The organism is Sphingopyxis sp., from assembly GCF_050725655.1.
Lineage (GTDB): Bacteria > Pseudomonadota > Alphaproteobacteria > Sphingomonadales > Sphingomonadaceae > Sphingopyxis.
The window spans coordinates 35,816-50,544 of sequence record NZ_JBOHHT010000073.1 but is presented as its reverse complement, the minus strand read 5'-3'; the positions used below and the strand labels follow the sequence as shown (position 1 = coordinate 50,544).

General features: G+C 66.5%; 11 protein-coding genes. 4 read left to right on the top strand and 7 right to left on the bottom strand.

Annotated features, from left to right (window positions below; all coding sequences use genetic code 11):
- Positions 1-149: 149 nt before the first annotated feature.
- From ACREBX_RS10525 to ACREBX_RS10510, 4 genes are all read right to left on the bottom strand, one after another.
- Complete coding sequence (locus ACREBX_RS10525; protein ID WP_431561694.1) at positions 150-1,997, bottom strand: tetratricopeptide repeat protein; 1,848 nt, start codon at positions 1,995-1,997, stop codon at positions 150-152.
- Positions 1,998-3,386, bottom strand: a complete 1,389-nt coding sequence (gene prsR / locus ACREBX_RS10520) for a PEP-CTERM-box response regulator transcription factor (protein WP_431561693.1) — start codon at positions 3,384-3,386, stop codon at positions 1,998-2,000.
- Positions 3,383-5,524: an XrtA/PEP-CTERM system histidine kinase PrsK gene (gene prsK, locus ACREBX_RS10515; protein WP_431561692.1), complete on the bottom strand. Its 2,142-nt coding sequence runs from the start codon at positions 5,522-5,524 to the stop codon at positions 3,383-3,385. Before prsK ends, prsR begins: the two co-directional genes overlap by 4 nt.
- Positions 5,525-5,772: 248 nt before the next feature.
- Positions 5,773-7,161 carry a TIGR03013 family XrtA/PEP-CTERM system glycosyltransferase gene (locus ACREBX_RS10510; protein WP_431561691.1) on the bottom strand — a complete coding sequence of 463 codons (1,389 nt, stop codon included), beginning with the start codon at positions 7,159-7,161 and terminating at the stop codon, positions 5,773-5,775.
- A gap of 118 nt (positions 7,162-7,279) precedes the next feature.
- Between ACREBX_RS10510 and ACREBX_RS10505 the strand changes: the two genes are divergently transcribed.
- The 4 genes from ACREBX_RS10505 to ACREBX_RS10490 all read left to right on the top strand — a co-directional run bounded on the left by ACREBX_RS10505 (position 7,280) and on the right by ACREBX_RS10490 (position 10,620).
- Positions 7,280-8,326, top strand: a complete 1,047-nt coding sequence (locus ACREBX_RS10505) for a mannose-1-phosphate guanylyltransferase (protein ID WP_431561690.1) — start codon at positions 7,280-7,282, stop codon at positions 8,324-8,326.
- Positions 8,327-8,428: 102 nt separating this feature from the next.
- Positions 8,429-9,877: a DUF885 domain-containing protein gene (locus ACREBX_RS10500; RefSeq protein ID WP_431561689.1), complete on the top strand. Its 1,449-nt coding sequence runs from the start codon at positions 8,429-8,431 to the stop codon at positions 9,875-9,877.
- Positions 9,762-10,250 carry a DUF885 domain-containing protein gene (locus ACREBX_RS10495; RefSeq protein ID WP_431561697.1) on the top strand — a complete coding sequence of 163 codons (489 nt, stop codon included), beginning with the start codon at positions 9,762-9,764 and terminating at the stop codon, positions 10,248-10,250. Before ACREBX_RS10500 ends, ACREBX_RS10495 begins: the two co-directional genes overlap by 116 nt.
- Positions 10,251-10,377: 127 nt before the next feature.
- Positions 10,378-10,620 carry a hypothetical protein gene (locus ACREBX_RS10490; protein WP_431561688.1) on the top strand — a complete coding sequence of 81 codons (243 nt, stop codon included), beginning with the start codon at positions 10,378-10,380 and terminating at the stop codon, positions 10,618-10,620.
- A gap of 14 nt (positions 10,621-10,634) precedes the next feature.
- Here the strand turns inward: ACREBX_RS10490 and ACREBX_RS10485 are convergent, their stop codons facing one another.
- From ACREBX_RS10485 to ACREBX_RS10475, 3 genes are all read right to left on the bottom strand, one after another.
- Positions 10,635-11,588: a L,D-transpeptidase family protein gene (locus ACREBX_RS10485; protein WP_431561687.1), complete on the bottom strand. Its 954-nt coding sequence runs from the start codon at positions 11,586-11,588 to the stop codon at positions 10,635-10,637.
- A gap of 212 nt (positions 11,589-11,800) precedes the next feature.
- Positions 11,801-13,150 (bottom strand): HD-GYP domain-containing protein, encoded by a 1,350-nt coding sequence (locus ACREBX_RS10480; RefSeq protein WP_431561686.1) that lies wholly within the window; start codon positions 13,148-13,150, stop codon positions 11,801-11,803.
- A gap of 87 nt (positions 13,151-13,237) precedes the next feature.
- Positions 13,238-14,626, bottom strand: coding sequence for a helix-turn-helix domain-containing protein (locus ACREBX_RS10475; protein ID WP_431561685.1), 1,389 nt, complete (start codon positions 14,624-14,626; stop codon positions 13,238-13,240).
- Between the last annotated feature and the right edge of the window lie 103 nt (positions 14,627-14,729).

Here is a 14,729-nt window from a genome sequence, read left to right as displayed (position 1 = left end):
CGCGAAGCGCTGACGGAGGGGGCTGGCGCCCGCCCGCAACGTCGCTTCAGGCCGCCAACCCCCTCCACCACCTTCGGCGGTCCCCCTCCCCGCAAGCGGGGAGGACCTTTACGGCCGCAACCGGTCGACAGCCGCCATTTCTTCTCAACCTATCGCCCGATCTGCGCCGCCTTGTCGCGTAGATCTGCGGCGGCTTGTGTACTGCCACGCCTCTCAAGCAGGTCGGCGTAAAACTCCATGATCCCGGCATTGAGCGGCTGCAACCGATAGGCGCGGTCGATCAGCGGCAGCGCGCGCGCATCGTCGCCCTTTGCCGCCCACGCCCGCGCGAGTTCGCGAAGCACCACGACGTCGCGATTGCCGATCCGGCGGCGCACGCGCTCGAAATGCGCGATCGCCTGATCCCAATGCTCGATGTCCATCGCAAGATGGCCGGACAATCGGTCGGCGGCGATGCTCGACGGCTGGCTGCGCTGCAGCGCGAGGATCGCGGCGCCCGAACCCGCGGCATCCCCCGCGCGGAACAGCGCATTGGCAAGCCGCAAGGTGGTGCGCTCGCTCGCATCGAGTTCGCGCGCGGCGCGATACGCCTGCACCGCAAGGTCGGTGCGCCTACCCGCCAGCGCCGCGTCGCCCAGCAGGATATGCGCGTCGGCAACGCCGCGATTCGCATCGCGGAGCCGCATGGCACGCGCGATCGCCCGCGCGCTGTTGCCACTCGACAAGTCGGCCGAAATTGCGGGAATCGCGTAGGCCGGATTGAGCGGCTCGGTATCGGCCGCCGTCGTCAGCAGGCCATAATCATTGTCGGCGGCAAAGGGCACCGCTTCGCCGGGTGCCAGCGCCGCCGCGCGTCCAAGATAGTCCGCCGATTCGATCCGCCGGCCAAGTTCCGCCGCCGAGCGCGACGCGAGCAGCAGCGACCAGCTATCGGCGTCGGAACGCTGGACCAGCGGCAGCAAGGCTTCGAGCGCCGCATCGGCGTCGCCATCGGCCCATTCGGCCGCCGCGAGGATACGGCGTGCGGTAAAATTCTCGGGCTGCTCGGCCAGCAGCCGGTCGGCCCAGGTCGCGGCAACCGCCTCGCCGCCGAGTTCGAGTTCGACGATCGCGCTCAGCAGCATGAAAGACGGCTGCTCGTCGAGTTCGCCGCGCGTGCGCTGGAGCAGGCTGCGCGCGAGCCGGTAGTTATCGCCGCGCGCCGCGAGCACCGCCTGCAGATAAAAGAGACGCGGATCGCGCGGCACCATCGCCGCGGCGCGGCGCAGCGATGCGAGCATGTCGCGGTAACGGCCGAGATCGCCGAGCGTCGCCGCCTGCTCGATCAGCGCATCCGCACTGTCGGGATCGGCGGCAAGCGCGTCTTCGTACCAGGCAAGCGACGCCTTGAGACCATCCTCGATCCGCACGAGATTTGCCTTGAACGCCAGCGCCGCGCTGTTCGTCTTGTCGAGTTCGATCGCATAGTCGACCGCGTCGCGCGCGCCGAGCGTGTCGGCATTGGCATCGCGAAAGCGCGCAACGTCGACCCAGAGCGCCGACGAGCGCGGCAGTTCGTGCACCGCGCGGTCAAAGGCTTCGCGCGCCGCGTCCAGATCGCCATTGCCGAGGTGCACATCGCCCGCGACCCAAGCCGCTTCGCCGATCATCTCGGGGATGATCGGGCCGCCGTCGAGCGTTTCAAGCGCGCGGCTCCCCTCATCCTGCATCGCATAGGCGCGGGCCAGCACCGGGCGCAGCGCCGCTTCCTTGGCCCCCGCCCCCAGCGCGCCCTTGACCGCCGCTTCAGCTCCGACGCCGTCGCCCAGCTCGATCGCGACGCGCGCCAGCTCGACCCGCTCGGCGATGACCTTGGGGTCGCTCGCGATGGCGTTCTGGAGGGCGGCGCGGCGCACCTCGAGCGCCTTGCGCGGCGCGGACGAAGCCCCGTCGCCGCACGCCCCCAGCAGCAGCGCCGCCAGCAGCAGCGCCCTTGTCCAGACGCGGCGAAAATCCATTCAGACCTGCATCCGATATTGTTTGAGCAGGTCGTAGAGCGTCGGTCGGCTGATCCCGAGCAGCTTGGCGGCGGCCGAAATATTGCCCTCGCTCTGCGTCATCGCGCGGCGGATCGCGACGCGGTCGGCGGCTTCGCGCGCGCTGCGCAGGTTCAGCCACGCCTCCTCGCCCCCCTCCCCGTTGGCGCCGTCGCCGCCCGCCATGTCGAGGTCCTCGCGCATCACCAGCTTTCCGTCGGCCATGATCACGGCACGCTTGATGCGGTTTTCGAGCTCGCGGACATTGCCTGGCCAACGCCCCTCGTCGATCGCCTGCAGCGCGTCGGGCGCGAAGCCGCGGACGCCGGGGTTCATCTCGGGCGCATATTGGTGGAGAAAATGGCGTGCGAGCAGCACCGCGTCGCCCGGTCGTTCGGCGAGCGACGGGATCTTCACCACCATCTCGGCGAGCCGGTAGTAGAGATCGTCGCGGAAGCTCTGTTCGGCGATCATCGTGTCGAGGTCGCGGTGCGTTGCGCACACGATCCTTGTATCGACCGCAATCGCCTTGCGCCCGCCGATCCGCTCGATCGTCCGTTCCTGCAGAAAGCGCAGCAGCTTGACCTGGAGCGGCAGCGGAATGTCGCCGACTTCGTCGAGGAAGAGCGTGCCGCCATGCGCGAGTTCGATCTTGCCCTCGGTCGTCTTGACCGCGCCGGTGAACGCCCCCTTCTCATGCCCGAACAGCTCGCTTTCGAGCAGATTTTCGGGGATCGCGGCGCAGTTGATCGCGACGAACGCGCCGTCGCGGCGCCCGCTTGCTTCATGCAATCCGCGCGCGAGCAATTCCTTGCCGGTGCCGCTCGCGCCGAGCAGCATCACACTGACGTCGAGGTTCGCGACGCGCTCGATCGTGCGCGCGACCTTCAGCATTTCGGGCGCGCCGGTGATCATCCCGCCGAGCACGCGATTGTCGCTCGCGCCCTGGCTCGCCAGCCGCGCGTTCTCGACCTCGAGCTCGCGCACATGGAAGGCGCGGCGGACGATCAGCCCCAGTTCGTCGATGTCGATCGGCTTCTGGTAGAAATCCCATGCGCCGCTCGCGATCGCGGTCAGCGCGCTGGCGCGCTCACCGTGCCCCGACACGACGATCACCTTGGTGTCGGGCTTGATCTCGAGGATCGTTTTGAGCGTCCGGAACCCCTCGCGCGTCCCGTCGGGATCGGGCGGCAGGCCAAGGTCGAGAGTCACGACGTCGGGCTCCTCGGCGCGCAGCAGTTCGATCGCCGCGTCATGGTCGCCCGCGACGAGCACCTGATAGTCCTCATACGCCCATTTGAGCTGCGTCTGCAGCCCGGGATCGTCCTCGACCACGAGCAATTTGCGCAGATTGGTCCCACCCTCGGTCATTTATGTCCCACTTTCATCACGCGCGCATCGACACCCGCGTCGCCCCGCGCATCGGCAAGCGGCAGCCACAGCGTGAAGCTGCTGCCCTTGCCCGGCTCGCTCGCGACCTCGATCGCGCCGTCGATCGCCTGCGCGACCTGCAGCGCTTCGAACGCGCCCAGTCCGAAACCCGATTCCTTCGTCGACACAAAGGGTTTGAACAGCTCGTCGCGGATGAAGTCGCGCGTCATGCCGCACCCCTGGTCGATCACGTCGATCCGCACGCGTCCCTGCTCGGCGACCGCGACGACCTGCACCGACGTGTCGGGCGCCGACGCGTCGATCGCGTTGGCGACAAGATGCTGGACAATCTGCCGGATCGCCCCCGCATCGGCCCACGCCGACAATCCGGCCTGGCAGCCGACGAACAGCGCACGGCGCGGCCGCATCTCGGCCGCGATCTCGTTCAGCACCGGCTCGACCAACGTCCGCCCCGCCTCGGCCGCCGGCCCGCGTTCGCGCGGCGACAGGCGGACAAGCAGGTCGGAAAGCCGCCCCGCCGAAATCTTCAGCGTCTCGACCATATCGGCGCGAAAATCGGGCTTGTCGGCGTGGCGCTCGGCGTTGCGTGCGAGCAGGCCGATCTGGCTCGCCAGATTCTTGATGTCGTGCATGATGAAGGCAAAGCGCCGGTTGAATTCGTCGAACCGCCGCGCCTCCGACAAAGCCTGCTGGCTCTGCGATTCTGCCAGATAACTCGCCGCCTGCTGCCCCGCGATGCGCAGCACGTCGAGATCCTCCCAGTCGAGCGCGCGCGACACCGCGGGCCGGTGCAGCACGACGATCGCGATCATCCGCTGGAAATGCAGCACCGGCACGACGACCCACGCGCGCGTATCGGCGATCAGCCATTCGGGGATCGCCAGATCCTCGCCGGGATGCCCCCGGCGCTCGGCATCGAGGTCGACGATATGCTGCGTTTCCTGCAGCATGAAGGCCGAACGCAACGACAGCATTGCCTCTTCGCTCGCGCCGTCCGGCCAATGCCAATGCTCGGCAATGCGAAAGCCGCCCGCGGCGCCGGGCAGCATCAGCAGCCCCCCGGGGCTTCCGGTCAGTTCGGCGAGGGCCTTGGCGACGCGGCGGTGAAGGTTACGGTCGTCCTCGCCCCCATCCCCCTTGGCGCCCTGCCCCAACGTCGCGGTGAAACGCATCCATTCGGCGCGATAGTCGTAGCGGTGCTCGAAAAAATGCTTGGAAATCATGACCGACAGCCACGCCCGCGATCGCGCCGATGCGAGCATCAGGCCGCCGGTGCCGAGCGCGACCAGCAACGAGATCGCTTGCGCCAGTTCGGCATAATCGCCGCCGGCGACGCGCGCGACGGCACCGGTCAGCGCGATCACGATCAGATAGGCAGCGGCACCCAGCAGGATCAGCGTGCGCGTCGCGGCGGTGCGCGACAAACGCATCCTCTCGCGCCCGATGTCCATCGCGGCGACCACATAGACCGGCAGCGTGAGCAGCACGATCGCCGGAAGCAGCGCGATCAGCGTCGATGCGATTTCGCCGGTCAGCGCGCCGATCAGCTGGACGTTGAGCTCATAGGCCCACAGCATGGCAAACCCGCCGGCGACCGCCATCACCGGCATGCGCTGGCCCGCGCTCGCATGGCGAACCCCGGCGTCGATCATCAGCAGTCCGCCGATCGCCACGACCGTCGCGGCAAAGCCCAGCGTCGGCGCCATCCATGGCTCGGCCGCCGCACCGGCGCGCAAATGCGCCGCCGCGCCGAGCAGCAGCGTCAACAGGCAGATCGTCGCGAGCATGCGCGCGATCAGGCGCAGCGGCCGCGACATCGGCGCGCGCGGCGACCAGAAGGTCGCCCCCAACCAGACGAGCATGGCGAGGTCGCGCACCGTCTGCACGACCAGCGATTGCGACGATCCGGGACCATAGACGGTCAGGGCCGCGCACCACAGCGCGGTGGCGGCGGCGGTCGCGGCGAGCAGGCGCGGCGCCGGCATCAACGCCGCCATCCGCACGCGCGGCCGCATCAGCAGCCACAGCGTGACGCCGACAAAGCCCGCCAGCGCAAGGCCCGACAGGATCTGGGACAGGCCGGTCAGCGTCGACACGAGAGGGTCAGGACCTGCCACTGGCGCGTTCGAGGCGTCGAAATGGCGGAGATATCGCCTTCGCGTGGCCGCTGCGGATGGTGGTTCCATCTGCAAGGCCGCGCGGAGGCGAGATCGAATCCATTTCGACGTCGCATCGCGATTTGACCGATTTTGTCCATGGCTGCGTCAGCGAGCCTTGTAATATATTCATATGCCTGCGCCTCGCCTCCTTGCCCTGAACAAAATCGCTTCAAACCTCGAACGTGCCAGTGGCAGGTCCTGACCCTTTACCGCGCCCCCTCCGGCCACAGCACGACGCGCACCGTCTGGAGCAGGATCAGCAGATCGAGAAAGGGCGAGTAATTCTTGGCGTAATAGAGGTCATATTCGAGCTTCACGCGCGCATCCTCGACCGAGGCGCCATAGGGATAGTTGATCTGCGCCCAGCCCGTCAGGCCCGGTTTCACCATGTGGCGTTCGGCATAATAGGGCAGCTTCTTTTCGAGTTCCTCGACGAAGCTCGGCCGTTCGGGGCGCGGGCCGACAAAGCTCATGTCACCCTTCAGCACGCACCAGAGCTGCGGCAGTTCGTCGATGCGCAGCTTGCGGATGATACGGCCGACGCGCGTGACGCGCGGGTCGTTTTCGCTCGCCCACACCGCCTTGCCCGCCGCCTCGGCATCGGTGCGCATCGACCGGATCTTGAAGATGTCGTAAGGTTCGCCGAACAGGCCGACGCGCGGCTGGCGGTAAAAGACCGGCCCGCGGCTATCGAGCATCACGGCGATCCCCGCGATGATGATCAGCGGCAGGCCGATTACAAGCACGATCAGGCTGGCGAGGATGTCGAACAGGCGCTTGCCGACCTTCGAAATGCGCTGCCCGGCCGAAAAGCCGTCGGAAAAGATCAGCCCGCTGGGGTTCGTCGTCGCCAGGTCGACGCGCCCCGTCTCGCGCTCGATGAAGCTCGCGATGTCGTTGACATGCACGCCTGTCGTCTTGACGCGCAGCAGGTCGTTCAGCGGCAGCGCGTTGCGCCGTTCCTCCAGCGCGAGCACGACTTCGCCGGCGCGCAGCGCCACGACATGGTCCGACAGATTGTCGAGGGCTTCGCGCGGTATGGCACCCGGCACGGTCTTTTCGGCCGCGCTCATCGCCACGAAGCCGACCATCTCGAGCCCGCTTCCGGGCGCGTCGGCCAAGGCGGCCAATCGGGCGGCCCGCGGCCCCGCGCCCAGCACCAGGATGCGGCGCCGAAATGCCTCGGTTCCCCCCGACTGGGTCAGCGCGAGGCGGATCACGAACAGCACCGCGATGGCAAAGACCATCGCGTACAGGCTGTTGGCGCGCCACAGCGTCGCGGTCGGCAACAGGAAGCCGAGCACCGAAAGGAAAATCACGCCGAGCGAAATCGCCGCGAGCAGGCGCGCGGTGGCGAAACGCATCGAGCGCAACCCCTCGTTCCCGTACATTCCGGTCGCCATCATCGCGAGCGAATTGGAAAGGCCGAATGTCAGCAGCGGCAGCCAGCGGCCAGCGAGCGGCCCGGCGTCGAACCCCGCCTGATGGGCGTAAAGATGCCACGCCCCCTCGGCCGAGCCGAGCAGAGCGAAAAATTCGATCAGCGCCAGCCAGACGACCGCGTGCGGAACATAATGTTTAAACAGCCGGAACATGGGCACCTTTCGCTCGCGCGATACTACAGCCGAGGCGTCAACTGTCGGTTAATTTTACACTCGATATATCGGCAATGACAGGGTGACCCACCGCATCCAACAGGATAGACCGGACGTCATGACGCTGATGATCCAGCCTGTTATCCTGTGCGGCGGCGCCGGAACGCGGCTTTGGCCCGAATCGCGCGGCACCCGCGCCAAGCAATTCCTGCTGCTCCACGGCCAGCGCAGCCTGTTCCGCCAGACGGTCGAGCGCACCCCCGCGGGTCCCGATTTCCTTCCCCCGATCGTGCTCTGCGGCGACGGCCATGTCGCGATGGTCCGCGAACAGATGAGCGACCGCGAGGAACTGCTGCTCGTCGAACCGATGCCGCGCAACACCGCCGCCGCGATCGCTATGGCCGTCGCACGGGCCGACGCCGACACATTGCTGCTCGTTATGCCGAGCGATCATGTCATCGCCGATGTCGACGCTTTTCACGCCGCCATCGGCAAGGGTGCGCGCCTCGCGCAGCAGGACTGGCTCGTCACCTTCGGCATCGCCCCCGACAGCCCCGAAACGGGTTTCGGCTATATCGCCGCCGGCCGTCCGCTCGGCGGCGCCGACGTATCTTGGGGCTTTGCGGTCGACCGCTTCGTCGAAAAGCCCCCGCTCGCCGATGCCGAGGCGATGCTCGCGGCCGGGGGATACAGCTGGAACGCCGGCATTTTCCTGTTCCGCGCCGCGCGGATGCGCGATGCGATGCTGACGCATTGCCGCCCGATCTTCGAAGCCGCCGACAGAGCCATCGCCGCGGGAATGCACGACGGCGACGCGCTCTATGCCGACGCGATCGAATTCGCAAAGGCGCCGTCGGACTCGATCGATTATGCGGTGATGGAAAAGGATGATCGCGTCGCCGTCGTCCCCGTGGCGATGGGCTGGTCCGACCTCGGCTGTTGGCACACGATCCACACACTCGCGGAAAAGGACGACGCCGACAATGCCGTCACCGGCGACGCCTTTCTCCACGAAAGCCGCGGCAATCTGGTCCGCGCGGGCGACAAGCGCGTCTCGATCCTCGGCATGGACAATATCGCGGTGATCGTCGACGGCGACGACATATTGATCATCCCGCTGGAACGCTCGCAAGAGGTGCGCGCGGCGGCAAAGGCACGCGAATAGAGCTGAGCCACATCAGGCACTTGCGTCGGCGGTGACTTGCGATAACAGTACACCTATGAGGCGCTCCGCAGGAGTGCGCCAAAGCTGTTCTGGAGATTCCCTATGTTCGACCGTCGCACTCTGCTCGCCGCCGCCGCGGCTTCCTCGATGCTCGCCGGCGTCCGCCCGCGCGCCGCGTTCGCTGCGGCGACCGACAGCGAAGGCGCGCGGCTGACCGCGATCTACGAGCGCATTTACGACATGCTGCTCGATCAGGATCCCGAATTCGCGACCTCGCTCGGCGCCGACAAGGGTGACCGCGCCGCCGCCAAGGCGAAACTCGCCGACCGCTCGCCCGCCGGGATCAAGAAGGGCCACGACCTCTATCGCACCGGGCTCAAGGAATTGAAGACGATCGACCCGAAGAAACTCTCGGGCATGGATCTCGTCAATTACGAGACGTTCCGCGGTCCGTGGGAAGGTTATGTCAAAGCTTACGACACCTTCAGCTACGGACTTCACAGCTGGCCTGAACCGCATCCGGTGACGCAATTGAGCGGCACCTATCGCTCGATCCCCGATTTCCTCGTCAATCAGCATAGCATCGCGAACGCCGCCGATGCCGAAGCCTATCTCTCGCGCTGCGCCGATTTCGCGGTCCAGCTCGACAATGAGACGGGGCGAATCAAGGCCGACCACGCCGCGGGCATCATTCCGCCCGATTTTGTCATCGACCGCACGCTGAACCTCTTCGAAAGCATCATAGCGCCCGCGCCCGACGCGAATATCCTGACCACCAACCTCAGGACCAAGACCGTCGACATCCCCGGCGACTGGGCGAAGCGTTGCGCCGCCATCGTCGAGGGCAAAATCTATCCCGCGATGCGCCGCCAAGCCGCCGAACTCACCGCCAGACGCCCGCGTGCGACGCATGACGCGGGCGTCTGGCGCCTGCCCAAAGGCGACGAATATTACGCCTATGCGCTGCGCTTCGCGACGACGACGGGCATGTCGGCCGAAGAGGTGCACAAGCTCGGGCTCGAACGCATGGCCGCACTGACGGCGCGCGCCGATGCGGTCTTCAAGGCGCAGGGCATGTCCAAGGGAACGGTCGCCGAACGCATGCGCGCGCTCGGCAAGGATCCGCGCTTCCTCTATCCCAACACCGACAAGGGCAAGGCCGACCTGATCGCCAAATTGAACGAGCAGATCCAGGAAATGCAGCGCCGCCTGCCCGAAGCCTTCGGCCGTCTGCCGAAGGCCAAGTGCGACATCCGCCGCGTGCCCCCCGAAATCGAGGCCGGCGCGCCCGGCGGCTATTACCAGATGCCCGCGCTCGATGGCTCACGCCCCGGCGCTTATTATATCAACCTGCGCGATACCGCCGAAAACCCGTCGTGGACGTTGCCGTCGCTGACCTATCACGAGGCGACACCCGGCCATCAACCAGATCGCGCTGGCGCAAGAGGCCGAGGGCATCCCGCGCCTCCGCCGCCTGCCCGCCTACTCGGTCTATACCGAGGGCTGGGGCCTTTATGCCGAGCAGCTCGCCGACGAAATGGGCGTCTATGAAAACGACCCGTGGGGCCAGCTCGGCTATCTGCAAAGCTATATGTTCCGCGCCGCGCGCCTTGTTGTCGACACCGGGCTGCACCATTTCCGCTGGAGCCGCGAGAAGGCGATCGCCTATTACAACGACTCGCTCGGCACCCCCGAAGGATCGAACGTCACCGAGATCGAGCGCTATTGCGTGTGGCCGGGGCAGGCGACGAGCTATATGGTCGGCCAGACGCGCTGGGTCGCGATCCGCGAAAAGGCGAAGGCCGCGCTCGGCGACAAATTCGATATCCGCGGCTTCCACGACACCGCGCTGTCGGCGGGCGCGATGCCGATCTCGGTGCTCGCATCGGTGATCGACCGCTGGGTGGCCGCGCAAAAAGCCTGAGCCACAAACGAAAAACCCTTCGCCTGTTGGGCAGGCGAAGGGTTTTCGTGGCTGATTGCTGGGGATCAGCCCGCCTGCAAACGCGTCTTCCTCGGCACTGAGCGACTCCGATTCAATTACGTCGGTCATGAGGTTCGCATTGGCGCCCATGGCGTTTGGCAAGGGCACGCCGATCGATCGCCAGATCTTCTCGCAAAGCTTCACTCCGTCGGCGACCGCCGACGAACTCACCTGGTTCAACGATTTCCAGAGGCAGACGGTCTCTTCCGACAATGCCGCCGCCTTCCTCGACCTGTTCGGCAATATCCTGCGGTCGAACGAGCCCGCGATGGACGTCGTCATCGAACAGATCGTCAATTTCCTGAGCTGAGCGCGCCCAAGGTTCTAATTCTGGAAGATCGCCGGCGTTCCGGGCTTTACCATTTGCGCCAGACGCGCGGCGTCCCAATTGGTCAGCCTGACGCAGCCGTGGCTCTCGGCGCGCCCGATCGTATGCGGCTCGCTCGTTCCGTGAATGCCATAGTGCGGCTTGTTGAGGTCGACCCACACGACGCCGACCGGGCTGTTCGGGCCGGGCTGCAGCAACACCGCCGCCTTGCTGTCGCTCACGTCCCAGAACAGTTTCGGATTGTAGTGAAAGTCGGGATTGCGGCTGACCCCCTGAATCGTCCACCTGCCGATGGGTAACGGGTCGCGGCTGCTGCCCATCGTGGCGGGGAATTGGGCGACCAGCTTGTCGCCCTCGCCATAAACCTTGAGCACGCCTTCGGATTTGTCGACCACCAGCTTTGCGGCCGCGACCTGGGTCGGCGCGACCCCGAGGCGTTCGAGCGTGCCGTTCCAGCCGCGCGCGTCCTCGCCCAATGTCGCCCGGTCGATATCGGGGATGTTGGGGACGCGGAACGGCCGGCCCGCGCCCACCAGCGTCGACGGGCTGTTCAGCGCGACGAGCGTTTCGGGCGTCGTGTGAAAGCGTTCGGCGAGCGCTTCGGTCAGATTGCGATAGCCCAGCGCGGGCAGCTTGGCTTGTTCCGCCGCATCCTTCGGAAAGGCTGGAACGAACGGCCCCGCGGCAAAGGCGGCGGGAATGGTCACCCGCCGTGTCGCGGGAACCTCTTCCCATTGTTGCAGCGCCTGCGAGGTCGCCGCGTCGAGTTTGCCGCTTTCCTTCAGGTCATGCGCTTCCTGGAAACCGCGGAGCGCCGCCGTATAGGACTGCCCTTCCTTTCCATCGATCACCCCCGGCGAAAAGCCGAGACGATCGAGCAGGACTTGCGCGCGAAGCGCCGGTGGTTCGCTGAACGAAACCGCAGCGGGAGGGGCATCTTCGAAATCCATCGAGGCCGGATCGGCCGCGGTCGTCGATGATGTCGGTTTTTTTGAGCTATCGTCCGGGGCGGCGTTGCAACCGGCGATCAGGAGAAGGCACGGCAAAAACTGGGAAAGTTTCAAGCGCTGGTCCTTTGGTTAGGAGCAGGATCAACGATCCTCCCCCCGAAAGGATGCGCGCGCAGCGGGCGATCACCTGCCTGTCAGTCAGTTGGACGCGCTCATTGCGCCGCGCCGCGCGGGCCGATCGGATGACCGGTATCGGGCACGGCGGCGGCGGCCGTGCCCGACGCGAGGATGCGAACGCGCAGGACATCCCAGTCCTGAAAGCGCCAGAAACTCGGGCTGTCGCGGCTGATGATCCGCGGATGTTCGGCGGCCGGCGCGATCGCGCGGTCGATGGGTTCGATCTCGGACAGCCTCTCGCAGTCGAAAAAGGCGCGAACGACGACATCTTCGTCCGCCTCGCCCGCGCTTCCGGCGACGATCCCCAGCTCGCCCGTCGACAGCCGGACCAATGTGCCAACCGGGAATATGCCCAGGCTGTCGGCGAAGCGGTCGAGCAGCACGGGGTCGAAATGGCCCGTCCATTTCTGCATCTCGGTCAGCGCTTCGCACGGCTTCCACGCATCCTTGTATGGGCGGTTCGACGTCACCGCGTCATACACGTCGCAAATCGCCCCCATGCGCGCGGCGAGTGACAGGTCATCACCCTTCAGGCCGCCCGGATAACCGCTCCCGTCGATCTTTTCATGATGCCGGAGGCAGAGTTCGAGCGCGAGATCGGGGGCGCCGGGCGAGCTTGCAAGCAGGCGATGACCGGCGACCGGATGGCTCCGCACCGACCGCATTTCGACTTTCGACAGCGCGCCGGGCTTGTTCAATATCGCGTCGGAGACCGCGACCTTGCCGACGTCGTGCAGCAGTCCTGCAACGCCCAGATCCTCGACCTCCTGCGGATCGAGCCCCATGTGGCGCGCGAAGTTGATCATCAGCGCGCAGACTGCGACCGAATGGAGATAGGTATATTCGTCCTTCTCTTTCAGCCGGACGAGGTTGATCAGCGCCTTGGCATCGCGCTCGATCGAGGCGCCGATCGCGCTGGCAAGCTGGACCATCCGGCGAACGTCGACCGCCCGGCCCAGCCGCGCGGCGTCGAACATGTCGACCACGGCCTCGCGCGTCCGTTCGATCGCCCGCTTGGCGCGGCGGCACTCCCCCGCATAGCCGCGGCGGCGGCGCGGCGCGGCGCGCGCTGACGGCGGCGGCGGCGCAAACGTGACGGCGGCGCGGAACGGCATGGCGTCGTCCCCTGCCCGTTCCGACGTTGGCGGACGCTTGCTCTGCAGTTTTTCTTTGATTTCGGCCGCGGTCCGATCTTCGGGCGCGCCCAGGCCGCGCCCGTCGTCGATCACGATGCCATCGATCCCCGAATGGCGGATTCGCCGGAGTTGATCTTGCGTCTCGATCCGAAAATAGCGGCGCCAGAACGGGTGGTCGAACCACGACCCTTCAAAGGCATGGATGAACATGCCGATCTCGACGTCTTCTGGTCTTATTCGAACAAGCATTTTCGGTCCCGTCGCGGCCGATCCCCGCGCCACCTTCCAAATACGGCATGCCGCGTGTCAATTTAAGCCGCGCAGCGGGAATTTGGGTCAGTCGCCCGCGAAATCGAATGCGCTCACCCCGCGTTCGCCTTCGCGGAAGCGCAAGGGGCGACCGAGCGGCGGCATCGAGCGCTGGACGCAGCCGGTGCGCGTACAGCGCCGGCATCCGAGCCCGATCGGCGTCGCGGGGCTGCGCATCAGGTCAAGTCCGCGCGCCGCGATCAGCGGCGCCGCGACCTTCGCATCGACTCCGACGCACACGGCGAAGCGCGCGGGCGTACCGCTTCCCGTCGCGCCGGGCGCGGCGACCGAGCGCGACTGGGTGAACCAGCGCGACCCGTCCTCCAACTCGACCAGGTCGGCAACCACCTCGCCCGGCCGCGCGAAGGCGGCATGCACGCTCCACAGCGGGCATCGGGCGTCGCCGTCGACCAGCGGCGACTGGCTCGCGCCGGCATAGCGTTTGCTCCCCTGCCCCGCGCGGTCGATGCGCAGCATGAAGAAGGGCAGCCCGCGCGCGCCGACGCGCTGCAAGGTCGTCAGCCGGTGCGCGACCTGTTCATAGCCCGCGCCGAAGCGACGCTGGAGCAGCAGCAAATCATAGCCCGTCGCATCGCACGCGCGCAGGAAGCGGCTGTACGGCATCATCAGCGCCGCCGCGAAATACTGGATCAGATGCCGCTCGAACAGCCGCGCCGCCGCGCTCTCGGCAAACTCAGCGCCCGCGACAAGCGCATCGATCTCGGCCTTCGCCTCGATCTGCGCCAGCGTCGCAGCGGCCTGAAAGGTACGCGAGGCCGGGCGCAGCAGCTCGTTCAGCATCAATTGCCGCGCGTGCCAGTCGAGCCAGCGCAGCCGGTCGGGCATCACATCGCTCGGCAAGATGCGGATGCCGAGCTGGTGCCGCGTACGCAAACGCTCGGAAATCGTGCCGTACAGGTCGCCCCCCGCGAGCCGCAATTCGTCGGCCAGCTCTTCGGCACGCGCATCGAGATCGGGGAAATGGTTGCGCCATTTCTCGATCGCGCGGCGGACGGCGGCAACTTCGGGCGCCTCCTCCTGCGCCTCGCCGCGCGCTTCGGGCGCTGCGTCGAACAGGCGTGCGAAGGCGGCAGCTGTCGCCGGTGCGGATTGAAGCCACTCCTCGACCTCCTGCGCCCCGATGCCGAGGTCGGCGAAGCGCGGGTCGGCGAGCCGCCGCCGCAACCCCGCGAGCCCGCCGGGCAAATCCTCCGCACCCAGCTTCGCCGCGTCGAAACCAAAGCGTTCGGCCAGTTTGACGATAACTGTCGCACTGAGCGGCCGCTGGCCGTGCTCAATCAAATTGAGGTAGCTTGGCGAGATGGCGAGCGCCTCGGCCATCGCCGCCTGCGTCATTGCCGCCTCGCGTCGCACCTTACGCACCGCCGGCCCCGCGAACACCCGCCGCTCCGCCATTTTGTAACTTTCTTTACTAATTTACAGTCTGATTTACACCGATTACCCATAATTCACAAATATTATTGACAAAGCTTTTCACTTTCCGCGGCACTTTCGCCAA